Annotated in this window: 15 protein-coding genes; 7 read left to right on the top strand and 8 right to left on the bottom strand. The window is 45.3% G+C overall.

The genetic code is table 11. The features are described from left to right. Positions 1-6: 6 nt before the first annotated feature. Positions 7-3,225, bottom strand: a complete 3,219-nt coding sequence (locus tag QUA83_RS16040; protein ID WP_333294196.1) for a PAS domain-containing protein — start codon at positions 3,223-3,225, stop codon at positions 7-9. Positions 3,226-3,585: 360 nt separating this feature from the next. On the opposite strand from QUA83_RS16040, the gene QUA83_RS16035 reads away from it, so the two are divergent. Next, positions 3,586-4,971, top strand: coding sequence for a response regulator (locus QUA83_RS16035; protein WP_333294194.1), 1,386 nt, complete (start codon positions 3,586-3,588; stop codon positions 4,969-4,971). Positions 4,972-5,682: 711 nt separating this feature from the next. Here QUA83_RS16035 and QUA83_RS16030 read toward each other — a convergent pair. After that, on the bottom strand, positions 5,683-6,966 hold the full coding sequence (locus QUA83_RS16030; protein WP_333294192.1) for a glutamate-5-semialdehyde dehydrogenase: 1,284 nt from the start codon (positions 6,964-6,966) through the stop codon (positions 5,683-5,685). 226 nt (positions 6,967-7,192) lie between these two features. Here QUA83_RS16030 and QUA83_RS16025 point away from each other — a divergent pair, with 226 nt between their 5' ends. Further along, positions 7,193-8,917 (top strand): zinc metalloprotease HtpX, encoded by a 1,725-nt coding sequence (locus QUA83_RS16025; RefSeq protein WP_333294190.1) that lies wholly within the window; start codon positions 7,193-7,195, stop codon positions 8,915-8,917. A gap of 327 nt (positions 8,918-9,244) precedes the next feature. On the opposite strand, the gene QUA83_RS16020 is transcribed toward QUA83_RS16025, so the two are convergent. The 6 genes from QUA83_RS16020 to QUA83_RS15995 form a co-directional block, all read right to left on the bottom strand. After that, a complete protein-coding gene (locus QUA83_RS16020) occupies positions 9,245-10,318 on the bottom strand; it encodes a class I SAM-dependent methyltransferase (protein ID WP_333294187.1) in 1,074 nt (357 codons plus the stop codon). A gap of 118 nt (positions 10,319-10,436) precedes the next feature. After that, positions 10,437-11,159, bottom strand: coding sequence for a peptidylprolyl isomerase (locus tag QUA83_RS16015; protein ID WP_333294185.1), 723 nt, complete (start codon positions 11,157-11,159; stop codon positions 10,437-10,439). Between the two features lie 98 nt (positions 11,160-11,257). Next, positions 11,258-12,001: a hypothetical protein gene (locus QUA83_RS16010; RefSeq protein ID WP_333294183.1), complete on the bottom strand. Its 744-nt coding sequence runs from the start codon at positions 11,999-12,001 to the stop codon at positions 11,258-11,260. Between the two features lie 151 nt (positions 12,002-12,152). Then, positions 12,153-12,674 carry a DUF4242 domain-containing protein gene (locus tag QUA83_RS16005; RefSeq protein WP_333209738.1) on the bottom strand — a complete coding sequence of 174 codons (522 nt, stop codon included), beginning with the start codon at positions 12,672-12,674 and terminating at the stop codon, positions 12,153-12,155. Positions 12,675-12,919: 245 nt separating this feature from the next. Then, a complete protein-coding gene (locus tag QUA83_RS16000; protein ID WP_333294182.1) occupies positions 12,920-14,128 on the bottom strand; it encodes a flavin monoamine oxidase family protein in 1,209 nt (402 codons plus the stop codon). Positions 14,129-14,322: 194 nt separating this feature from the next. Next, positions 14,323-17,457 (bottom strand): BTAD domain-containing putative transcriptional regulator, encoded by a 3,135-nt coding sequence (locus QUA83_RS15995; RefSeq protein WP_333294179.1) that lies wholly within the window; start codon positions 17,455-17,457, stop codon positions 14,323-14,325. A gap of 401 nt (positions 17,458-17,858) precedes the next feature. Between QUA83_RS15995 and QUA83_RS15990 the strand changes: the two genes are divergently transcribed. From QUA83_RS15990 to QUA83_RS15970, 5 genes are all read left to right on the top strand, one after another. Continuing rightward, positions 17,859-18,704 (top strand): SMP-30/gluconolactonase/LRE family protein, encoded by an 846-nt coding sequence (locus QUA83_RS15990; protein ID WP_333294177.1) that lies wholly within the window; start codon positions 17,859-17,861, stop codon positions 18,702-18,704. 124 nt (positions 18,705-18,828) lie between these two features. Next, positions 18,829-20,556 (top strand): hypothetical protein, encoded by a 1,728-nt coding sequence (locus tag QUA83_RS15985; RefSeq protein WP_333294174.1) that lies wholly within the window; start codon positions 18,829-18,831, stop codon positions 20,554-20,556. Between the two features lie 35 nt (positions 20,557-20,591). Then, entirely contained in the window at positions 20,592-20,750 is a 159-nt protein-coding gene (locus tag QUA83_RS15980) for a hypothetical protein (protein ID WP_333294172.1), read from the top strand. Positions 20,751-20,848: 98 nt separating this feature from the next. Beyond that, positions 20,849-21,445 carry a Uma2 family endonuclease gene (locus QUA83_RS15975; protein WP_333294169.1) on the top strand — a complete coding sequence of 199 codons (597 nt, stop codon included), beginning with the start codon at positions 20,849-20,851 and terminating at the stop codon, positions 21,443-21,445. A 308-nt stretch (positions 21,446-21,753) separates the two neighbouring features. Further along, complete coding sequence (locus QUA83_RS15970; protein WP_333294168.1) at positions 21,754-23,217, top strand: DUF1565 domain-containing protein; 1,464 nt, start codon at positions 21,754-21,756, stop codon at positions 23,215-23,217. The last annotated feature ends 272 nt before the right edge of the window (positions 23,218-23,489 follow it).

Here is a 23,489-nt window from a genome sequence, read left to right as displayed (position 1 = left end):
ATCGCGTTATTTTGAACCATCAATTTGATTTTTGTTATCGGCTTTGTAATCGTTGATAAATAACCGTAATTGTTTTTCCTGAAAGCTTGCAGCCAATTCACCTACCCGTTCGGCAAAGGGAATATATTTTGCATCCAAATTTTTTAACTGTTCAACTTGTTGAGTCACAGCTTTTAAATTACCTCTCATAACCAAATCGTATAAAATTACCAGTTCTTCATCTGGTGGGGGTACTAACGAAGAAGCAGAATCCGATCGCACGGATTGATTGACATTTTGATTGAGGTGAGATGACTCTTGATATACCCAAGATATCCCTAAATGCTTTTGTAGCAATACAAATAACTCAGCCGCCTGTACGGGTTTGGGTAAAAAAGCATTTGCCCCCATATCTAAACTCTTATGCTGGTCAGCTTCAAACACGCTAGCTGAAGAAACGATAATGACTAAATCTTTAAATTTAGGTTGAGAGCGGAGACGGCTTACTAACTCGAAACCATCCATTTCTGGCATTACTAAATCAGTAATAATAGCATGAAAATGGCCACAAGCGACTTGTTTTAAAGCTTCTTTGGCATTCGTAGCTTCTAGCACTTCAAAGCCAAGGGGTGCTAACAAATTAACGACCACAGATCGATTTTCCCACTGATCGTCAACTGCGAGAATTTTCAGTTTATTTCCCTGATAGCCAGCGATCGCAGCTTGTCGCTGAATTGCCGATTCCCATTTACTAGCAGAAGGTAAATCTAAATCAAACCAAAATTGGCTGCCAGCATTTAACTGACTGGCCGCTCGAATACTACCCCCCATCATTTCGATAATTTTTAAGCTAATTGCCAATCCCAAACCCGTTCCTTCTGACATCTTACCGGTATTGCCTACCTGTTCAAAAGGTTGAAAAATTTTCTGCATTTTCTCTTCGCCGATCCCAACTCCAGTATCTTCAATTTGAAAGTGGATAGTGTTGATGGCGTTTAATTCCTTCGAGTTAGGTTCTAAGGCTACTGATTTTATGAGTTGAACTTTGAAAGTAACGCCCCCTCGATCGGTAAATTTGACCGCATTACCTAAGAGATTAATTAAAACCTGCCTTAAGCGTTTTTCATCCCCTTGCACGTTGTCGGGCAAAGAAGAATCTAATTGACAAATAAAACTGATGGCTTTTTGTTCCGATCTGAGGCGAAAGATTTGGCTGACATCCTCTAAAAATGCCCAAAAATGAAATTGCGTCGGGTAAAGTTCTATTTTTCTGGCTTCGATTTTAGAAAAGTCGAGGATGTCGTTAATTAAAGTGAGCAAATGAGAGCCACATTGATAAATAATTTTTAGACTACTCACCTCTTGATGGTCTAAGTTTTTTGAACGCATGAGGATTTGAGCGTAGCCTAAAATCCCGTTGAGTGGTGTGCGAAGTTCGTGGCTCATGTTTGCCAAAAATTCGCTTTTGGCTTTGTTAGCAGCATCGGCAGCTTCCTTGGCTATTTGCAATTCTATTTCTGCTTGTTTGCGATCGGTAATATCGGTGTGAGAACCGACTAAACGTAGGGGTTGGCCTTCCGCATCCCGCTCGACAACCCGACCTCGCGATAGTATCCACCTGTAGCTACCGTTTTTGTGCCGCATCTGAAATTCCCAACTATAAGGTTCATTAGTTCCACTTTTTAAATAGTCTTCTAAAGAGTCTAATATTGGGTGTAAATTATCGGGGTGAACCAGTGTTTCCCAAGAGCTAAATAGGTTAACAATTTCGCTGTCTTGATAGCCTAGCATGGCTTTCCATTGGGGTGAAAAATAGATGGCGTTTGTTTGGATTCGCCAGTCCCAGATGCCTTCATTAACGCTTTCTAGAGTTAATTGATACCTTTCTTCGCTTTGCCGGAGTGTCTCTTGTATCTGTTGGCGATCGCGCATTTCTTGCTCTAATGCTTGAGTTCTTTCTGCGACTTTTTGTTCTAAGGAGTGGGAATAATCTTCTAATTGTGCGTAGGACTGCTTGAGTTGCTGGCTCATTAAATTGAAAGCAGTCGCTAAAGCGCTGATTTCTTGAACGGAGGAAGCCGTTACTTTTTGCTCAAAGTCACCGCCAGCGATCGCGCTTGTGGCTTTACCCAAACGCCGAATCGGTCGGGCTATCCATTCAGAAGTCACAATTCCCAAAACAGTTGCCAAAAATAGTGCCAAAAGACATAATAAAATCGTCGTATGTCTACTCCTGTTAATTTTTTCCATAAAATCATTTTCTGGAATCGCAATGACAATTAACCAATCAATACCTTTACCATCTTGAAAAGGAACAACTTGTACGAATTGTTTTTGCCCGTTCAATAAAAATTCTAACTGTTGAGAAGTTTTAATTTCATTGAGATTGTTAAATCGCTCTCTTAAATATTTCGCAGTATCTTTAGTGAGAAGATCTTTACTATCAATGGCTTGAAATCTTTGCTGATCTCGATAGGGTTTTTCTGCGGTAGAAGTAGCCACTAGCATTCCGCTTCGCTCGACAATAAAAGTTTGTCCACTTTTCCCAACTTTTAAAGTTTGCAAAAAATTCCCGATCAGAGATAAACGTAGAGTTGTAAATAAGACGCCAAGAACTTTTCCATTCTTGTCAAAAACTGGCTGACTTCTCGCCATTACAGGGGTATGAATAGTCTCGCCAAAATAAATTGGACTCCAGGTAGGTTTGCCTGCTTTTAATGTCTGTTTGTAAGCTTGCATTTTTCGCGGATCGAAATTATTCACAACCTTGAGTAATTTCTGTCTCTCCCCTTGACTGCCTACAGAATAAATATATAGCTGATTCGTATTTCTTGTCCCTGTAGCATGAATTTCTAGTTTTCCTTCATCCTTAGTCTGAATAGCTACACCTTGACCTTTTTCATTGATAATTACTATGCCATTTACGCTATTAAATCGATTTTTTTGTCGCCAAATATGACGTTCCCACGCTCTCATATCTTCCATGCTCAATTGGCCCAAACTAACAGCATCAGCATTAATTTGATTAACTAAATGGGGACTAGCAAGATAGGTTTGCAAATTCTGCTCAATTCTCGTAGCAATTTCACGGCGCAACTGTGCCGCTACATCATTCACAGCTTTCTGTCCATTTTGTAACGAAAAATATCCGGTTAACCCTACTGCTGTAAAGATTTGTAAAACAAAAGGAACAATTAAGACACGGCGTAGCGGCATTTTCTGGAACTTAGCAACATTTGTACGCATAACTTTTTAGGAAAAATGTATTTGTCTATACTCTAGAGCAACAGACTATTCACCAGACGTAGGAATCTTCTGTAGAGAAAGGGATAGGAAAGCCATAAGACTAGAGTGCGTTACAAAAACTTTACGTTAAAATAAAAAAGATTACATTGGTTAGCATCCTCGTTGAACTATAATATGATGATACACCAATGGGACAAGGTTGAATTTTTCCCGACCCCTAGATAGTCAGAACGTCACGCAGCTTATAATTGAAAAATCCTGCTGCAGATTGACTCTGCAAACAGGCAGCTTAGATAGTCAGAACGCCACGCGGCCTATAATTAAAAACCAAGTAAAAACCAAGGAGAAGGCTAAATCTTTATGAATAATTTATCTTTCTCAAAAAACGTTATCTTAATTGTAGATGATAATCCTACAAACTTAGGTGTTATATTTAACGTTTTAGATGAGGCAGGACTAGAAGTTTTAGTAGCGCAAGATGGAGAAAGTGCGCTGCAAAAAATAGAATATGTCACCCCAGATTTAATTTTATTAGATATTATGATGCCGGGAATCGACGGATTTGAAACCTGTTCTCGACTGAAAAGCAATCCATCAACCTCAGAAATTCCGATCATTTTTATGACGGCTCTTGGCAACACCGATCAAAAAGTCAAAGGGTTGAGTCTTGGGGCTGTAGATTATATCACTAAACCCTTTCAAAAAGAAGAAGTATTAGCTCGAATTCAAGTTCATTTAGAGTTGCGAAACTTGACCAAAGATCTGGCAAGCAAAAATCAATTGCTCCAAGAAAAAATTGAAGAAAAAACGACTTTAGAAAAAACTTTACAACAATTGAATCAAGAATTAGAAAAACGAGTTGAAGACCGAACCTCTGAACTAAAACAAGCTCTACAGACCATACAACAAGCTCAACTCCAATTAATCCAAAGCGAAAAAATGTCTACCCTCGGTCAATTAGTGGCTGGAGTGGCTCATGAAATTAATAATCCAGTAGGTTTTATCAAGGGAAACCTGACTCATGCTGAAACTTATATTCAAGATTTATTAGAAATTGTTCATCTTTATCAGCAACAGTTTCCCTCTCCAGGTGCAGCGATTGCAACTCGTGCCGAAGAAGTGGATTTAGAGTATCTCATACAAGACTTACCCGAGCTTATTTCATCCATGAAAGTGGGCGTAGAACGGATTCGTCAAATTAGTGTATCTTTAAGAACTTTTTCCCGCGCTGATAGTACATCAAAAGTAGAAGCTAACCTGCATGAAGGGATTGACAGTGCATTACTAATTCTACAACATCGATTAAAAGCAAATGATACACGTACGAAAATAGAAGTGGTTAAAGAATATGGAAAGTTACCTCTAGTACCGTGCTACCCCGGACAGATAAATCAGGTATTTATTAACATTATTGCTAATGCAATTGATGCTTTAGAAGATTCTCTTCTGAAGCCAAATTTGGAAGAAATTAAAGCAAATCCCAGACAAATTACGATTTGCACTGAAGTTGACCCCCACCGAAATATCGCCATGATTCACATTAAAGATAACGGTTTGGGAATGCCGGAAGAGGTACGCACTAAAATATTTGATTATCTATTTACAACCAAGCCAGCAGAAAAAGGTACGGGATTGGGTTTATCAATTAGTCATCAGATTGTTGTAGAAAAACATTGTGGTCAACTGAGTTGCTTTTCAGAACAGGGTGTTGGGACAGAGTTCATTATTGAAATTCCTTTAGCCTAAAGGGAGAGCGTAGGAATTAACGAATTTATTGGAGACTAAACCGACACAGCAGGCAACGTCTCTACTCAGTCAATGAGAGCATTCATTTAGACGCGCTATCTAGCGGTTCAAAGCAGGATTTATCAACGCCCTTGGAGAAATGATGATTTTCATCCCCGCAGTTCCCCCAGCCAATCAATAAAAATTAAGAGAAGCCGCTAGGACTTACGCATTGACAAAATGTTTATATTTTGTAGTTTATATTTTGTATAACTGCCCCTAGAGGCGATCGCTATTTCCAGAGCAGACAGAATTCAGTAAAAATTACTCAAGTTGTCATTGGGAGCAGAAACATTAGACATCTCCCCAAAAGCTGAATCACATACTGGGACACAATTGTGCAGAATATGCACAGCCAGTTGACTTCACCTCGATTTGACGACAGCATCAAGATGAGAAGCAATTCTACTTCTCTATTGCTGTTGCTAAACCTTCTGCTGTTTGGGCGAGCGAGCGCAGCTTTGACGAACTGATTGTATGCGCTTGCGAGATTTGCTGAATTTCGTAAGGGTTAATTGTGATGCTAGCGCACATCTGTTTCACAACTCAATACTGTTGTTATTATACCATTTATCAAAACTCATGCAACATTTGTTAGGGTTGATAAAATGTAGTATTGTCCCTTTTTTTAATGCTATTGTAGCGATGTTTTTCGCAAATAGTATTACTTTTTTACAAATCTCGATGTGTAAATTCCTTCGCATCCTTCCCCACGTAACTAGCGGCAACATGGCCATCTCCAACAACTCGATACTTATAGGTAATCAACCCCTCTAAACCAACAGGCCCGCGAGGCGGCATTTGCTGCGTGCTAATCCCCACTTCTGCACCGAAACCGTAGCGGAAACCGTCGGCAAATCGAGTCGAACAATTGTGATAAACTCCGGCCGCATCGACTCCATTTAAAAATGTTTCGGCGGCTTCGCTGTCTTCGGTGACAATGACATCTGTATGTCTGGAACCGTAAGTATTAATGTGATTAATTGCCTCTTCCACAGAATCTACTATTTTGATTGATAAAATCAAATCGCTGTATTCTGTAGACCAATCGGTTTCTGTCGCTTCGGCAATATTTTCTAGGAGAGCGCGAGTTTTTTCGTCTCCCCGCAATTCAACTTTTTTCTGCTGCAAAGCTTCGGCAACAGCGGGCAGGAATTTGGGGGCGATCGCACTGTGAACTAACAAGGTTTCAATGGCATTGCAGGCGGCTGGATACTGGGTTTTTGCATCTACAGAAATCTCTACTGCTTTCTGAATATCCGCTGCTTTGTCTGCGTACAAATGACAAATTCCGTCGGCGTGTCCCAACACGGGAATCCGCGTATTTTCCTGCACGAACCGCACGAAGGAATTAGAACCTCTGGGAATAATCAAATCTACATATTCATCCATTTTCAGCAGTTCGATTGTTTCTTCCCGCGTCGTGAGCAACTGCACGACTTCTGGATTAACCGCTGTTTCTGCTAATGCTTGATGGATCACTTTTGTCAAGATTTCGCAGGAACGGACTGCCTCTTTGCCGCCTTTGAGAATGACGCCATTTCCCGATTTGATTGCCAAGGATACTATCTGAATTAAAGCTTCTGGGCGCGCTTCAAAAATAATGCCTAAAACGCCCAAAGGACAGGTGATGCGCTTCAGAATTAATCCTGTATCCAATTCACGGTGAATTTGCACGACACCTACGGGATCTGGGAGTTTCGCAACGTCGCGCACGCCCGCGATCGCACTTTTCAACTTGCTCTCATCCAACTTTAGGCGATCGTACAGCGGTTTCGCAATTCCATCCGCGCTTGCAGCCTTGCAGTCAGCAGCATTCGCCGCCACAATATCCGGCGCAGCAGCTTCTAAAGCTTTCGCAATAGCTTCAATAGCTTGATTTTTGGCAGTAGCGGACAAAACTGCCAACTTTCTAGCAGATACGCGCGTTTTTTGGGCAATTTCAATAATAGACATGGCAGTAACTTTTAAATAGTTTTGATTGTTTGGTTTTGAATTTTGAGTTTTGAATTGAATCCGCACAAATAAATTTCGGGGCGGTTTTCAGTCTTAACAATTCTAGAGGAAATTCTATATTTTTGTTGAGACCCCTTATAGCACTCCGCATTCACAGGTTAAAACAGTGAAGTATAGATAAAATCCCACGGTCATTTCCATTTGTCAATAACCTTTGGAGATTATTATGTCATCTCATGCCCCTTTACGCAAGGCAGGGCGAGCCGCCAAAGCAGGCGTTAAACTCATACAGAAAACTGGCGGAAATCTCGTTTTAGCTTCCGGCGTCACCCTCAGCCTGCTGTTTGGTATGGTGTTAGCGCTATCTTTAGCCTCAGTTTTGATTCTCAGCAGTCCCGATCCAGTTACCGGATTGGCGATCGCACTTCCCATAACTCTGATTTTTAACATCGCTGCTTTTTTCCTATCGCCTTACTTGATGGACTTAAGCCAAAATTGGCTATACCATACTCGCTGGGTTTCCCTAGCAGAAATTGAAAGCCTAAGTCCCGAAACAGCGAAAGTTATTAAGAAGGTTTGCAAGCAGAAAAAACTCTCTTCTCCGCGTTTAGGAATTATCGACGACCAAAACCCTACTGCTTTTACTTACGGTTCCTTTCCAAACAGCGCTCGCTTAGTCGTCAGTCAAGGTCTTTTTACCTATTTAGACGACGAAGAAATTGCCACTGTTTACGCCCACGAACTCGGTCACATCGTCCACTGGGACTTTGCAGTAATGACTTTAGCTTCGACTTTGGTGCAGATTACTTATTTAATTTACACTACAACTCAAAGAATGGGTCGAAGTGGTGGCGAAAAAGCTAAAGATGCGGCGGGTACGGTAGCTGCTGTTGCTTATTTATTTTACATCGCTGGCACTTATTTATTGCTGTATTTGTCCCGGACACGAGAATATTTTGCAGACCATTTTGCTGCCGAAACTACTGGCAACCCCAATGCTTTGTCTCGCGCTTTGGTAAAAATTGCTTACGGTATTTTGGAAGAAGGACAAAGGGCAACAGAACCCAGCATTTTGTTAGAAGGAACTCGCGCTTTAGGCATTTACGATGCCAAAGCTGCCACATCTACTGGCACTGCTTACAGGATTTCTTCGGAACCAGAAAAGATTGGGCGAGTGTTTCTGTGGGATATGTTTAATCCGTGGGGTTGGTGGATGGAGTTGAACTCGACTCACCCGCTGACGGGTAAACGAGTTCGCGCTTTGAGCACTTATGCCGAACAATTAGGCTTGGATATTGAGTTTGACATGGGCCGGATTGTCGGCGAAGGCAACGATTTGAGCAAGCGGAGATTGTACGGCAATTTTGTGTTCGATGTGCTGCTATACAGTGCAGAAACTCTGGGCTTAGCGGTGGGTTTTGCGATCGGCATTTCCCTGTATGCTGTAAACCCGATGATGATGGTTGCTTGTCCTTTAATTGGTTTGGGTACGGGAATTTTGCTCAAGACTTTGGTCATGTTCCCGAATTACGAAGAAGCAGAACGCTTAGATGTTTTAACCTTAATGTCTGACCCTTATGCAAGCCCTTTACGGGGTCAGCCGGCGCAACTACAAGGCGAATTAATTGGTCGCGGCGATGCGGGTTATGCCTTCGGTTCAGATTTGAAATTGCAAGATAGAACGGGAATGCTTTATCTGCGATATGCTTCTCGTTTTGGGCCAATTGGTAATTTTATGTTTGGCATGAAACGGGTTGAAAGTTTGATTGGAATGGATGTTAGCGCATTGGGTTGGTTCCGCCGGGGTGTTGCACCTTGGATGGATTTGATTCAGCTTGAAAGCGATAGCGGTACGACGGTTAAGAGTTATCACCGCTTCTGGTCTTTTGTGATGGGTATCGGTGCGCTCGTTCTTGGTATTGCGGCGCTATTTGTTTCATTTTCAGCTTAACAGTTGAACAGAATAAAGTCCTCACTATAAATAGGTTCATAGTGAAGACTTTATTCGTCTTAAGTCAGGGTTAATGACTAAAGCATTCGTGTCCACTTAAACTGTTGACTGATTGACCTCTTCCTAAGTAGAATCCCTGGATGTTAAAGCAGGGGTTTAACTGAGGACTGAGGACTGTTAAGTGGTTGAGCTGATTTGAATTCCGGTGTGGAAGACAATTGCTTCAGATCGATAAATACCGAAAATTGGCTGGTATCCAACAAGCCGGAATTAGGCTGTTTTTTCTTCTGCGATTTTTGACCGATCGCACAAATATTGCACATGATTTTAGCTCTTTTTGATGATATAATAGTTGTTCTGAATGTCATGAGCCAGCCGCTTGATTTCAACGCTGCTAAACCCAGATTCACTCAACATTTGCAGCGCTTTTTCTTGGCCCCACATGGTGCCCAATCCCATGCCGCCGTAGGCTAAAGAAACTGTCATGCAGTGCATACAAGAAATGGTGTATAGTAACGGCGCAATGGGATGCTCTAGATTACCGCCGACATCCGTTGTGGCGCGGATATCTTGCATCAGGTAAACGCCATCAGGACGCAACGCTTTGTAGATGTTTTGCAGTACAATATCGGGTCTGGCTTGATCGTGAATTGCATCAAATGTGGTGATCCAATGGTAGCGATCGCATTCATCCAATGTTGTGGCATCCTTGACCTCAAACTGGATATTGCTTAATTGCCGCAGTTGGGCTTCGGTGTTGGCATGGGCAATGGCTTCTCCCGAAAAATCATAGCCTGTGAATCGGCTATTCGGAAAGGCGACCGCCAGCTTGTTGAGTGCTCGTCCGCTGCCGCAGCCAACATCCAATACATCAATGCCTTGCTGCAACGCTTCGGTAAGTCCAGGAATTAGTGGCAGAATGTGGTCAAATAACGCCGATACCACGGTTTGACCGCTATCTTCTGCCATCACCGCGTGAAAACGTTTGAACTCGGAGTAAGGCACACCGCCGCCTTTGTAGAAGCAATCGATAATTTGATCCTCCACCGAACCTAACAGCGGAATGTATTGAGTAAAGGGGGCAATGTTGTCCGAAGCCACAGCGCGTGTCAGGAATGCTGCATATTCTGTCGGCAAAGTGTAGGTTTTGTCGATCGAATTATAATCCACTAAGCGACCCGTTACCATTGCACCGAGCCATTCCCTCACGTAGCGTTCGTTCAATCCGGCAGCATCGGCAATTTGTTGACTGGTAGAGGGCGGCAATTCTGCCATTGTGTCGAATAGTTCGGTGCGATGCCCGATGGAAATCATGACTGCGAGTGCGCCACTGTTGAGAATGTCCAGCATCCGTTCGGCGAATGCTTCTGCTTTGGTTTGCTCGAATGTTTGTGTCATCATAATTTAATGGTGATGGTATTCAAAAGTTTCTATTTGGAAGATGAGGTTTCGGCAGAGATTATATTGTTGACGGTTGTTTCTGAACGATTTAACCGCAGAGAACGCAGAGAACGCAGAGTTAGAAAATAGAGATACGCATCTGTTCTTGCACCCAATTTTCAAACAGTTCGCGCAGCAAACGTTGACGCATGGCTACATCGAACTGCGCCGGAATCAATGTTTCTAATCTGACAATTACCAGCCATTCTTCTATGCGGATAGGATGCCAAAGCTGACCGGGCCCGCTTATCGTCAACAGATGCGCCAAATTGGGGTGGATTGTGCCGAGTTCCGCCGGGCCAAGAATCCCATTGACTTGAGCTTCTGGGCCTTGGGAATACTCGCGCGCCAGTTCGGCAAAGGATTGCTCTTTTTCTTGAATCCGAAAATACAGTTCTCGCGCAATTTCTGCATCTTTAACCCGAATCAAAGAATAAATGACTCGATCTAGCGATCGCTTGCGTTTCAGAAAATATGACTCTAGTTTGTGATGCCAAGTTTGGTGTTTGAATTTCTCAATTTTGAGCAGCCGGGGGATGAAAACAGTCTCTAAAAATTCCAGACTCATCCCGTGCTGTTGTAGCCAAATCTGTCGTGTGGTTTCGTCGATCAGTTGATTTTGTTCGTAGAACTGCTGGCTGGCATTCACGATTTCTTCAGCGGTGCAATCAATGGGGGCGATCGCTTCATCAATGATGCTCTCGCGGTATAATTGGGGCAGCATTTGGTAGCTGGCAAGTCGAGGAACTATCTCCTCCCCAGAGATGGTGCGATTGCGGATTTGTAATAAAACTGCGGTCATAGCTGTCTGGCTTCAATTAAAGTCATTTGAACGAACAATTGATAGGGTAAGGTGCACAGTGTGCACCCTACAGATAGAGTTTTTACATCCAGGACTTTCTAGTTGGGAATCGGAGTCAAGGTAACAGAGTAATTAGTGTTACCTGTGAATTGAGAGGCTTGAAGATAGTAGTTAGTTGCAGGAGCCAAGTTTCGGACAAATCCTTCTGAAATAGTGCCTCGCTTAACCACACTTCCAATTACCTCACCTGCATCGACGACGCGATTGTTGTTTGTGTCTTGAATCAATCGGAGATCGGCATCAGCGCTGAGATTATTGAGACCAAAGTGATAAAATCCCTGGGTATTGACAGCGAGATGGATAGTATCGGTGGTGTCGGTGTTACCCACAGAACCTTGATGAGTTCTTGGTTTGTCGTTGGAAAAGACGGCACCGAAATCATCTTCTATGGCGAGGACTTTGCTGGGTGTACCGGCCGCGTCAGCCGATACTCTCAAATTGTATGGAGTATCGTTGAACGCACGGTTCCGATTGACTTGCACCACGTAATTGCCTGCATCAACGTCAGCAACTGCTGAGGACAAGTTGATTACTTCATCCAAACGCAATCGATCGGAAATAGCAATTTGCTTATCGTTACCATCAACTAAGCCATTGCCATTGAAATCGCGAAATAGTTGAACATTCAGATCGTCGGTCATACCAACCAGCCCAAGGTTGATATTTTTATCGCTATCCAGACGGAAACTGTAGGTGTCTTTGCTGTTGAGATTACTGATAGTGCGGCGCGGAACTACTACGGCATTATTAGATGGCAAGGTACCAAGGTCAAATTCAGCCATTTTATTTCTCCTTAAAGTGTAAAGGGATGAGTTAATTTGCTGGTTGTTTGATTAACTTGATATCAATCTAACGAGGCGATCGTTCCGAAACCGTTCCGAAAGCGTTCTCGAAGCGTTCCCAAAGCAGCCAAGCGCGATCGTCCGCGCGAATTCAAGGTTTGAGAACTTCGGCACACCAAACGCAATCGAAGGGAATCCCAGCTTTACCGTGGGCTTCTCGAATCACTTCCGCATCGGGCGCGTTCAGTTCGCACACCACACGAGTTTTATCCAGCAACGCATAGGAACGCACCCATTCAATACCCCGTTCCTGATAGCACGCTAAAATTAATCGCTGGGCTTCCTTCCACTCTTCATCGGTAAAGCCATTCGGATAGCTTCCCTCCCACACCTTGAGGATGGGTTCGTTCCATACAGGTGGCACACCTTCAGGTTCAATAACTTGGGCTGTCCAAACCTTGCTAAATCCAACATCGGCTTGGCGATAAGCTTGTCGCACAGACTCTGCATCTGGTGCCTCAAAGGTGCAAATCATGCGATCGCGATCGGCTGATAGTAAAGAGTAGTGCCACTTGGCATTCCTTGCCCCAAGACAATCCAAAACTCGCGTATCAGCTAACATTTCTGCGGTGATGGGTTGATCGGCAACGGTTTCAACTTTGATAAGAGACATAATTACTTCCTCTTAGTTAGTAATGACTGTTAACTGTTGACTGTTAACTAATGACTCATGACTAATTGTAGCGATTGAGGATTTTCCCCACTCTCACCCCAATTTTCTCAGCGCCTCGCACTGGACAAAGTGAGCGAGTTGTCACCCCCCACCTCCCCAGCATAAACGTGGGTACAGTCTGCTCTACGATCGCATTCTCAACCAATCTGTAAATGATAGTGCGATCGCACAAAAATATCAGAAAATTAAGTTCTTGCCTGATGGATCTCTTGAGCAGTCCTCAATCCAGATACTAATGCGCCCTGCATCCATCCCTTCGCAGTAGAAGTGTGTTCTCCAGCAAAATAGACTTTCCCTTCCGACCGTCCAAGTTCATCAAAAAACGTTTTTTCTTGCTCTTCAGTCGGGTATGCCCAACCTGACTTCGACCAAGGGTCTTTAGCCCAAGAATAACTGGTCGTCTTGCCCTGATAAGCAGTTACACCAGGGAGAATCTTTTCCCATCGCTGTAGTAATTGAGGGAATTGTTGGTCTGGGGCGAGGGCATCCATAGCGAGGGCATTTTCCCCTTTCAAATAAGCCTGCAAAATGCCTGTTTTTCCAGGAAAATCCCAAGTGGAGTGCCACAGTTCTTCAACACCATTATCAAACACCCCCCAACCATTCAATCCTTGTTTTTCCCAGAATCGTTCGGAGAATTCTACAAACATTCGTGTTGCTGAGCGATAGTTATAACCCCCACCTATAGCAAGCTGTTTTTGAGATGATAGTGGAGGCTGAAAATTGATCGTTCCCAAGACTGGCAAGGGAACAGTACATAGGACGCAATCTCCAGTGTATTGCTGTCCCGATTGGCACAAGACTTGAACCCCTGAAGAAGTTTGTTCAATGCGAGTAACGGCAGCTCCTAGATGAATTTTATCAACTAGATCGGTAGCAAATGCTTGTGGCAATCGATCTGAACCTTGATCAATTTTAACCAATTTCAATCTGCCTGCTCCTGGTATATTTTTAGCTAATTCATCAGTAGGAATAAGAAGACGTTGCCCCTTTTTAACAGAAATGTAAAGCCCATCTGGTGGGGAAAAAGGCTTTAGAGTCAAGCCAAAATGTTGAGCATAGCCAAGTGTTAGATTGTGAGTAGACGGAATTCTTGCTGCTCCCGCTTCTACGAAATGATTCTCACTAAATTTGTCTCTCAAGGTCAAAACTCTCCCTCCTACTCGCTCGCGGGCTTCTAAAACCGTTACTGTATGACCTACTGCTGCTAACTCGTAAGCGGCAACCAAACCAGACAACCCCGCTCCGACAACGATCACTTTCTGAGAGGATAGTCCTTTTTCTAATGCTCCTGGAGTTCGGGAGTTTTGGGCTTTAACTTGAGCATGGGCTATTACCGCACCAAACGTTACAGCGCTACTTAATAGAAATTGACGGCGATTCATTTTAAACATAGCAATCTAGCCAATAATTACTGTAATACTAAAGTTTGGCATAATTTATCAAAAAAGGGGAATATGAACCAATTATCAAACAAGCGGAAGAGTTTAAAAAAATTAGATGAGGGATATGAAGTAAAGTAAAGTTCCCTGTGATGAAGACCATCCCTAATTGCAGTTCGCTACAACTAATGACTAATAACTAATGACTAAATCTGTTCGATCGCCCGATCGACAGCAGTGCGGGCGCGGAAACTCAGCGCAGGACGATCGATGCGATCGCGCAGGGATTCAAACCGCGCAGTCGCCCCTTCTCGATCGCCCAAAGCTAAAGCACCCTGAATCAAAATCGCCCAAGCCAGAGCAATCTCGCTGGGATGATCGACCGTCTGAGCAGCTTCTAAAGCAGCTTCGGCGCGGGCTGTTGCCAAAAGAGGTCGATCGCACTCTAAATCCACTTGAGCCGCCCCAATCAGCACATAAGACAGCATCCGTTTGGCATCCACCTGTTGCAAAGTCGCGATCGCCCGTTCCAAAGCAGCATCGGCTCCAATTTGCTGAAGCTGATAGTTTGCTAAAGCTAAAAGTGCCTGGGCGATCGCACCTTCACTACCTTCGCCTTTAATTTTGGCTCCGACGATCGCCATTTCCTGACAATAAGGCAAGGCCGCAGCCGGATCGCCCGCTTCCAGTTCCGTCATCGCCAAATAGCTGAGGTTATAAAACTCGCACCAGTGATCCTGCTGGGCCGCCGCCGATCGCCACGCCTGTTGCCACAAAACTCGCGCTTGGGCATAGTTCCCGTGATGGCGCTGTACGGCACCCAACCCTTGGTCAATTCCGATGTTCTTCAAACCAACTCTCTCAGCCAGGGACTGCGCCTCTAGCAACAATGCTTCTGCCCGCGCCATTTCCCGTCCAATTTCCGCCAAGCAAGACCCGCCATAGGCCAGCAATCGCACGGCAGTAGCTGGACTCGATGCCCGACTTACCTCTGCTGCCCGCAGCGAGTGTTGGTGAACGTTGGCGAAGTTGCTGCGATCGAAATGCAGGATCACCAAGGCCTCAAGTCCCGTGGCTTCTGCTTCTTCTAAGCCGAGAGCATTTGCTTCATCGATTAAGCGGTGCACCTCGCTGTCGAGTTGAGAAACTCGATCGCCCGTAACGCCTGCGATCGCACCAACCCGCAGCAATTTTAAATGCAATTCAATGCGAGTGCGGTCGTCAAGTCCTTGACACTGCTCAATTCCAAGCTGAGCTAATTCTGATGCTTCCGTGTAGGCAAACAATTTCAGGCAGCGTTCGGCGGCACAGAAGGCGCTAGACGCTGCTAATTCTCGATCGCCCCCGATGGCCGCGTGACGGGCAATATCGCCAGCCCAGGCGTTGTCTGGTGTGGAGAGTTGATGCAACTTATGAGCAATTTGCAAATGGATCAAATGGCGACGCGGTTGTGACAACTGGCGATAGACAGTCTGACGCACAATATCGTGAGCAAAGTCATAGCCCATTTCGTCACCAAGAGAGGCGCTGGGACGGATAATGGTTTGTTGTTCGAGCTGTTCGATCGCCATCAGCAATTTCGGCAGCGGATAGTCTGCCACATGAGCCACCGCTGTCGGTTTGAAGCTGCGCCCCAATGCAGCGGCCCAAGGCAAAAATTCGCGAGCCGTGTCATCCAATTGGTGGAGGCGATCACGGATCAAAGCCTCTAAATTATCAGCATGAGTAGACCGATCCTGGGACAATGCCCGGGCAACTTCCAGCGCAAACAGGGGATTCCCCCCACTATCGATAAATACGCGCTCCACCGCTTCTGGAGATAGCTCTAACGGATTAACCGCTTGCTGTCGGCGAATCAATTCAGCCGTTTGTTGTCGATCGAAAGGATGCAATTCCAGCGTTAGCAGCCGTCGCTCTCGTCTGAGTGCCTGCACCACCCGCGAGATGCCCGCATTCTCCTCTACTTCCCTGGAACGCCCGGTGCAGGCGAATAAAACCGGCTTATGACTCAGCAAGCGGATGGCGTAGTGCAGCAATGCCGATGAGGCTTCATCGATCCACTGAATGTCATCTAGAATGACGATTAACGCAGCCTCACTGGCAGATTGAGCCAGCAATTGTACCACCGCATCAAACAGATGACTGCGTTCGCGCAAGCGTGCCGGAGGCATATCGGGCGGAGCTTTCCCAGGTTGAGCGAGCTCTGGGAGCAAGAAACCTAGCTCTGGCGGAATGTTGCCTGTGGAGGGCATCGCGATCGACCGCAAAGCATCAATCCAAATACCGTAGGGTCGCACCATCTCGGCGGCAAATCCGCGTCCCCACAGCACTTGAACCGCCTGTGCCGTGGCTCGTAGCTCTTCGAGCAAGCGAGTTTTACCGATTCCGGGTTCGCCCGCGAGCAAGAGCACTGGCGATGCCTCAGCGGTGGCGTTCGCGCTGCAGTTCGCAAGCAGTATCGGCTTTGCCCACTGCTGAATCGATGCCCATTCGCGATCGCGTCCCACTAAAGGCGACAAAGCTAAAGGTGAGGGAAACAAATTCGTTTGGGGTGGCCCGGCAGAGTGAGACGAGGGTTGAATGTCGGGCGCTTCGTCTTCGAGCAACAGTTGCTCGTAGAGCTTGCGAGTGATCGCACTAGGGTCAACTCCTAGTTCCTCGCGCAGCAAAGTCATACAGCGATGGTAGACTTGGAGTGCATTGGCGCGATCGCCGTTCAAATGGTGCGATCGCATCAAAGCTGCGTAGCTGGTTTCGTGCAATGGATCGATCTCCAGTAAGCGCTGTGCAGAGCGGATTGCAGCCCGATAATCACCCTGAGCTTCCGAGAGGCGAGTCAGAGATTCGAGAGCATGGAGCAATTTCTGTCGCAGGTGTTCGCGTTCTGGAAAAATCCACTCATCCTCACAACTCGGCAGCAAATCACCGCCGTAAAGCGCGATCGCTTGCTCCCAGGCTGTTCTGGCACCGTTAACATCTGCGGCTCGTTCCGCTGCTTCTGCTGCGGCGAATGCCCGTTCAAACTCAGCCACATCCAGCACGAAAGACGCATGGGGATTCCATTGCAGGGTTTTGGCATCTGCCAGCAGGTAGCGATCGGCATCGGGGAGTCCGTGACGCAGGTGATGCAACTCCCGGCGCAAGTTGGTGCGAGCTTGGGCCTCGGTGGAATCGGCCCAGAATTGAAAGGCAAGCCGCTGACGGGTTTGGGGGATATCGCGATGCAGTACCAGGTAAGCCAACAAAGCTTGCGGGCGCTCTGTGGTGACACCGACAACGGGCTTGTCTGCACAGGAAAGGCAGAATCCGCCTAGTAGTTTGATATCTAAGGTAGAAAGCATATAGCTAGATATTATTTGTGATTTTAATCCATGCTCCGGCGTGTTAAATTCAGGAATCTCAGCAGGTGGCGATCGCTAATTGAAATGACATTGCTATACTATGTTATCCGCGCGGCTGTCTGTTTGAAGCCACACTTTTGTATTCTTAATATAAATGTAAGATAGATGCGGTACGATCGATTTCACTACCGCTCTCACTCAATGCAATTAACAAGGCCAACATGATCGCCAAAATTGCTACCCTCAGCCTCTTGTTTATAGTTTTGACTCTCGCATTCAGCAACAGGCTTTTCAAAAATCATCTGTTAAAACCTTTCACTGACAGCAATTTGTCCAACCAATTAACATCTGATTTGACAATTTTGACCGCCCAAACGGAAAACCAGGACAAAAAAAATACCATGCAAAGTATTCTTGATGATAGCGCAAAATTAGAAAAACTAGCTGGCAATTTCCAATTTATAGAAGGCCCTATTTGGCATCCAGACGGCTTTTTGCTGTTCAGTGATATTCCCGCCAATATTATCTATAAATTCGGCTCAAATCAGCAAGTTGAGGTATTTCGCCGCCCTTCGGGAAAAGCCAACGGGAATACTTTAGACAAAGAAAACCGCCTACTTACTGGCGAACACGAAAATCGCCGCGTATCCCGCACAGAAAAAGACGGCAAAGTTATCACCTTGGCGGATAGATACGAGGGCAAGCGGCTCAACAGCCCGAACGATTTGGTGGTTAAATCTGATGGCAGCATTTATTTTACAGATCCGTCCTATGGTGTTAGTAAAGAGCAGGAAGAATTGGGCTTTTACGGTGTTTACAGGCTGGCACAAGACGGAAAATTAACTCTGCTGGTTAAGGATTTGGTGCTACCCAATGGCATCGCCTTTTCACCAGATGAGCAAAAACTTTATGTCAACAATTCGGAAGCGGGATACATTGCTGTTTTCGATGTAAAACCGGACGGAAATGTTACCAACCAGCAGCTTTTTGCGGAGTTAAAAGATGCTAGTCAAGGCGGAGTTCCCGACGGTTTAAAAGTTGATGTAGAGGGGAATGTTTACAGCACTGGGCCGGGGGGAGTGTGGATTTTTTCGCCGGATGGCAAGCTTTTGGGGAAGATTTCTGTGCCTGAGACGGCGACTAATTTGGCATGGGGAGAAAGCGATCGCAAAACGCTTTATATCACGGGAAGTACAAGTCTGTATCGGATTCGCCTTAAAATTCCGGGCGTGCGGGTTGGAAAATAATCTAAAATCGGGCGAAGTTGAAAGTAAAGCGGTTTTTATTAGGGGTAATTGACCGGGCATGATATAATCTTAGGTTGGAGAATCAGTCCTTCCCGATTCTTTAATCTCAAATCTCCAATCTCAAATGGTATTAATAGCTCGGTTGCACAAATTTCTAACTGCTACAGTCGATCGCACATCCCGATCGCACACAATATTTTGGTTAACTCTCAGCCTGACATTTGCCGCCATCTATGCTATTTTAGGGTTGAAGCAAGCCTTTAGCGGTGAGTATATCGTGCAAGACGATGCGAGGCAGCACGTTTTCTGGATGATGCGGTTTGTCGATCCTGAATTATTCCCCAACGATTTCATTGCTAATTACTTTCAATCAGTCGCCCCCGCAGGATACAGCACGCTCTACAAATTAGCAGCAACAATTGGCATTCAACCGCTATTATTTCACAAAATATTGCCGCTATTTCTCGGCTTAATCTCCACCTATTACTGTTTTGGTCTTTGCCTAGAAATGCTGCCAGTGCCGATGACTGGATTTATTGCATCTTTGCTTTTAAATCAGCATATGTGGATGACTGATGATTTGGCTTCCACAACGCCAAGAGCTTTTATATATCCGATATTTCTGGCTTTTTTATATTATTTGTCGCGCAGTTCGTTGCTGCCGTGTTTAGGGGCGATCGCGCTGATCGGACTATTCTATCCTCCTTACGCCTTGGTTGCTGCCGGAATTTTAGTTTTGCGGCTGCTATGCTGGGAAAAGGGCGGTTTGCGCTTGTCGGGCGATCGAACTAATTACCTATTTTGCACTACAGGTTTGGGATTAATATTTTTAGTAATGCTGCCCTATGCCTTAGATAACTCTGAATTTGGCCCAACTTATACTGCAGCAGAAGCGAAGCAAATGGGCGAATTTGCACCAGGTGGCAGAAATGCTTTTTTTCGCTCAAATCCCAAAGATTATTGGTTGACAGGGCGGGGTAGCGGGATGTTTCCCAAGTCGCTGTTTACGCCTGTAACTCACTGTGTCGCGCTGTTATTTCCGCTGCTGCTATTTTTGCGATCGGCTTTTCCCTTAGCAAATCAGATTCAAAGCCAAATCTGGCTTTTGCTTCAGCTATTTTTAGCATCATCGGCGATGTTTTTTGCGGCTCACGCCACCATTTTTAAGCTGTATCAACCAGGTCGCTATACAGCCTATAGCTTGCGATTTATTGTAGTTTTCATAACTGCGATCGCCCTAACTTTAATTATTGATGGAGTCGGTTCTTGGGCATTAAAAAGCGCAACAACCTTTGATGTAAAAAACTTAGTTGCACTAATTACGACAGCGATAATCGCTGTCGCAGTGGTGCTTTATCCCTGCTTGGTCGAAAAATTTCCCACAGTCGGGTATGTAGAAGGTAAAATGCCTGGTTTGTACAAATTTTTTGAGCAACAACCTAAAGATATCTTGATTGCTTCAATCGCGGGAGAGACTGACCATCTGCCAACATTTAGTCAGCGTTCAGTTCTGGTGGCAAAAGAATATGCAGTGCCGTATCAGAAAGGCTACTACAGCAAATATCAGCAGCGACTTAACGATTTAATTCGCGCTCAATACACTCCCGATCAAGCTGTATTGCAAAATTTTATAAATCAATATGGAGTTGATTTTTGGATGCTCGATCGCAATGCTTTGACTCTTCAGTATATAAAGGATGATGGCTGGCTAAATCAATTTGATTCTACACCGGAGGCGAGGCTTTCTCTAGAACAAGGGAAAATTCCCGCCTTAGCTTCAGCAATAACAAGTTGTGCTGTTTTTCATAATGAAATTCTAGTGGTGTTGGATGCGTCTTGTATTGTGAAATAGGCTGGTAATTAAGGCGAGGCAGAGCCTTGGGATATGTGTTCTTAGGAAGAGCCAGGGAAGTAGAAAGAACTATTCGGATTCTGAAGCTACATTTGCTGCATGGAGCTTCTGTAGGAGCGATCGCACAATGCGTTATAACTCACATCTTGCACCATTCTCAAGAACAGGCAAGATGCCTGTTCCACAAAGAGTGAATTTTCGGAGCAGGCAAGATGCCTGTTCCTAAACAAATAATTGAGAATGGTGCCAACATCTCAGTTATAATGCCAATAAGAGATAATGGTGCGAGTCAATGACACAAGTTCTCGATCGGGAAACTCTCGATGGGCGAGTGGTGCTCAACGGCACTTGGGAGCAATTCAAGTTAATCCAGAAGGTTTCGGAAGATTCCCCAGGCATAAAGTTGTCTTTTTTCGCAGGGGCGATCGAGATTCTGATGCCGGGATTCCAACACGAAAATTTTTCGGAAATCATTGGTTACTTAGTGACCACTTTTCTGCTGCAACAAGGTATTAAGTTTTACCCTTCTGGTTCAATGACTCAGGAGAAAGCGGGAGAAGCTTCTACTCAAGCAGACAAATCGTTTTGTTTGGGAGAACCTAAGTTGATTCCCGATTTGTCGATCGAGGTGGTTTATACTAGCGGTGGACTGAGCAAGTTGCCAAAATATCGAGCTTTGGGCGTGCCTGAAATCTGGTTTTGGGAAGATCGTACGCTGCGGCTGTATCATCTCCGGGAAGATGGCTACGAGCAAGTAATTCAGAGTCAACTGTCAGGATTGGAAACGCTGGATATCGATTTGCTAAGACGCTGCATTTTGATGGGTGAAACTGATTTGGCTGAAGCGGTTAAGGTTTTTGGGCAGGGAATCTCGATGGATCGTACATGACAGCAAAACCTTCGATTTTCCGGTGGAGGCGATCGAAATTTTAGTGGTTTTGGCAACATCTGGAAAAAATAGCATCCCTATATCCGGCACTTCTTAAATAAGTCTGGTTCTGCTGTTGCTGGGAACGAGAAATACAGTCTTTTGTAGGGGGAATCCCCCTGTGGTTGCAACTCCTAATTGGTAATATTGCAGATATCGTGCAATTAAATAACCCCCGCAATCAAAGCTGAATATAGATTCGGGGTCAAGTTCACAGACAATGAAAATTGCACAAAAGCTCGATCGCCAATTATCTCTTGGGCAAAAACATGACAACACTTTACGTCAACCCGCAAACAGGCAGCGATTCCGCAGTCGGCAGCCAATCAGCCCCATTCAAAACTATAGCCCGCGCGATCGTCAGTCGCGCTGCATCGGGAACTACGATTCAGTTAGCACCGGGAACTTACAGCGCTGCTAGTGGCGAAAAATTCCCTTTGGAAATTCCATCGGGAGTAAAGGTTATTGGCAATGAAACTAACAAAGGTAGAGGCATTCTGATTCAAGGCAGTGGCAAATTTGTCAGTCCCACCGCTGCAGGCCAAAATATCACGATACTGCTAGCAACTAATTCGGAATTGCGCGGAGTAACTGTCACGAATCTCGATAGTCGCGGCACGGGAGTCTGGATTGAGTCAACTTCTCCGACTGTGGCTAACTGCACTTTCACACTTTGCAAGCGCGAAGGTGTTTTTGCCACGGGCAGCGCTAATCCTGCGATTCTCGACAACATATTTGTCGCAAACTCTGCGGCTGGGGTGATTATGGCGGGAACTGCTAAGGGAGTAATGCGGCGCAATATTTTTCAAAAGACGGGTTTCGGCATTTCTTTGCAAGCTCAGTCGGCTCCTTTGATTGCTGATAACCAAATTTTGGAAAATCGCTCCGGTATAGTTTTAGCGGGGGAATCTCAGCCGATTTTACGCAATAATCGCATCGAAAAAAATACCGAAGACGGTTTGACTGCGGTGGGTAAGTCGCTGCCAGATATGGGGAATGCTCAAGATTTGGGCGGCAATATCTTTCAGAATAACGGCGAATTTGACTTGCAAAATGCGACTGGGGGTAAGATTTTTGCGGGTGGAAATCAGCTCAATTCTTCGCGGGTGAAAGGTTTATTTGATTTGGGCAATGTGACGCCAACTCCGACTCCTGGCGGGGGAAAGTTCAGCGACATCAGCACGCACTGGGCTAAGGATTTTATCGATCGCTTGGCAAAGATGAATATTGTTAGCGGGTTTCCCAACGGCACTTTTCAACCTTACGAGATTGTAACTAGAGCTCAGTATGCGGCTATGTTGGCGAAGGCGTTTGAATTGATGCCACGCCGTGAGGCGACGGTTTTTAAGGATGTGGCGGCGGATTTTTGGGCCAAAGGAGCGATCGACCAAGCTAATCGAGCTGGCTTTTTGGTTGGATATCCAGACAGCACGTTTCGCCCGCAGCAGAATTTGACTAGAGTTCAGGCGATCGTATCTTTGGTAAACGGCTTGCAGTTGGGCGGCGGCAACCCCAATTCTTTGAGCGTGTATGTCGATCGAGCTCAGATTCCCAGTTTTGCCACCGACGAGATAGCAACCGCCACAGAGCGCAAAATCGTGGTCAACTATCCCGCGCGCGAAAAGCTTTCCCCCGCCCACGACATCACCCGTGGCGAGATATCCGCCCTCATCTACCAAACTCTGGTAGCCACAAAGCGGGCCGAGCCAATTAACTCTCCCTACATCGTCTAAGGGAATTGCGAGACAAGGGAGAGGATAACTTGGGGCACAAAGAACTTATATCTTGCACCATTCTTAAGAACAGGCAGGATGCCTGTTCCACAAAGAGTAGATTTTCTTGTGGGGTGTAGGGGTTGGGCAGGAGAGCCCGCCCTGAAATGATTATGGAGAATGGTGCAATATCTCAGAAGAACCAACCCATCTCCCCCTGAGAGGTGTAGGTTTTTTACAACTAGGAGGAGTTACAAGCATAAAAGGCATCCACAGGAGTGTGAGGGAAGGAA

This window comes from Microcoleus sp. K1-B1 (assembly GCF_036704705.1).
In the GTDB taxonomy this organism is placed as follows: domain Bacteria; phylum Cyanobacteriota; class Cyanobacteriia; order Cyanobacteriales; family Microcoleaceae; genus Microcoleus.
Note: the sequence above shows the minus strand (reverse complement) of the source record. Positions and strands in the feature narration are given on the sequence as shown.

What these genes read in the sequence shown, in the direction of transcription:
- QUA83_RS16040 (WP_333294196.1), bottom strand. Translation starts at nt 3,225, where the DNA reads ATGCGTACAAATGTTGCTAAGTTCCAGAAAATGCCGCTACGCCGTGTC.
- QUA83_RS16035 (WP_333294194.1), top strand. Translation starts at nt 3,586, where the DNA reads ATGAATAATTTATCTTTCTCAAAAAACGTTATCTTAATTGTAGATGAT.
- QUA83_RS16030 (WP_333294192.1), bottom strand. Translation starts at nt 6,966, where the DNA reads ATGTCTATTATTGAAATTGCCCAAAAAACGCGCGTATCTGCTAGAAAG.
- QUA83_RS16025 (WP_333294190.1), top strand. Translation starts at nt 7,193, where the DNA reads ATGTCATCTCATGCCCCTTTACGCAAGGCAGGGCGAGCCGCCAAAGCA.
- QUA83_RS16020 (WP_333294187.1), bottom strand. Translation starts at nt 10,318, where the DNA reads ATGATGACACAAACATTCGAGCAAACCAAAGCAGAAGCATTCGCCGAA.
- QUA83_RS16015 (WP_333294185.1), bottom strand. Translation starts at nt 11,159, where the DNA reads ATGACCGCAGTTTTATTACAAATCCGCAATCGCACCATCTCTGGGGAG.
- QUA83_RS16010 (WP_333294183.1), bottom strand. Translation starts at nt 12,001, where the DNA reads ATGGCTGAATTTGACCTTGGTACCTTGCCATCTAATAATGCCGTAGTA.
- QUA83_RS16005 (WP_333209738.1), bottom strand. Translation starts at nt 12,674, where the DNA reads ATGTCTCTTATCAAAGTTGAAACCGTTGCCGATCAACCCATCACCGCA.
- QUA83_RS16000 (WP_333294182.1), bottom strand. Translation starts at nt 14,128, where the DNA reads ATGTTTAAAATGAATCGCCGTCAATTTCTATTAAGTAGCGCTGTAACG.
- QUA83_RS15995 (WP_333294179.1), bottom strand. Translation starts at nt 17,457, where the DNA reads ATGCTTTCTACCTTAGATATCAAACTACTAGGCGGATTCTGCCTTTCC.
- QUA83_RS15990 (WP_333294177.1), top strand. Translation starts at nt 17,859, where the DNA reads ATGCAAAGTATTCTTGATGATAGCGCAAAATTAGAAAAACTAGCTGGC.
- QUA83_RS15985 (WP_333294174.1), top strand. Translation starts at nt 18,829, where the DNA reads ATGGTATTAATAGCTCGGTTGCACAAATTTCTAACTGCTACAGTCGAT.
- QUA83_RS15975 (WP_333294169.1), top strand. Translation starts at nt 20,849, where the DNA reads ATGACACAAGTTCTCGATCGGGAAACTCTCGATGGGCGAGTGGTGCTC.
- QUA83_RS15970 (WP_333294168.1), top strand. Translation starts at nt 21,754, where the DNA reads ATGACAACACTTTACGTCAACCCGCAAACAGGCAGCGATTCCGCAGTC.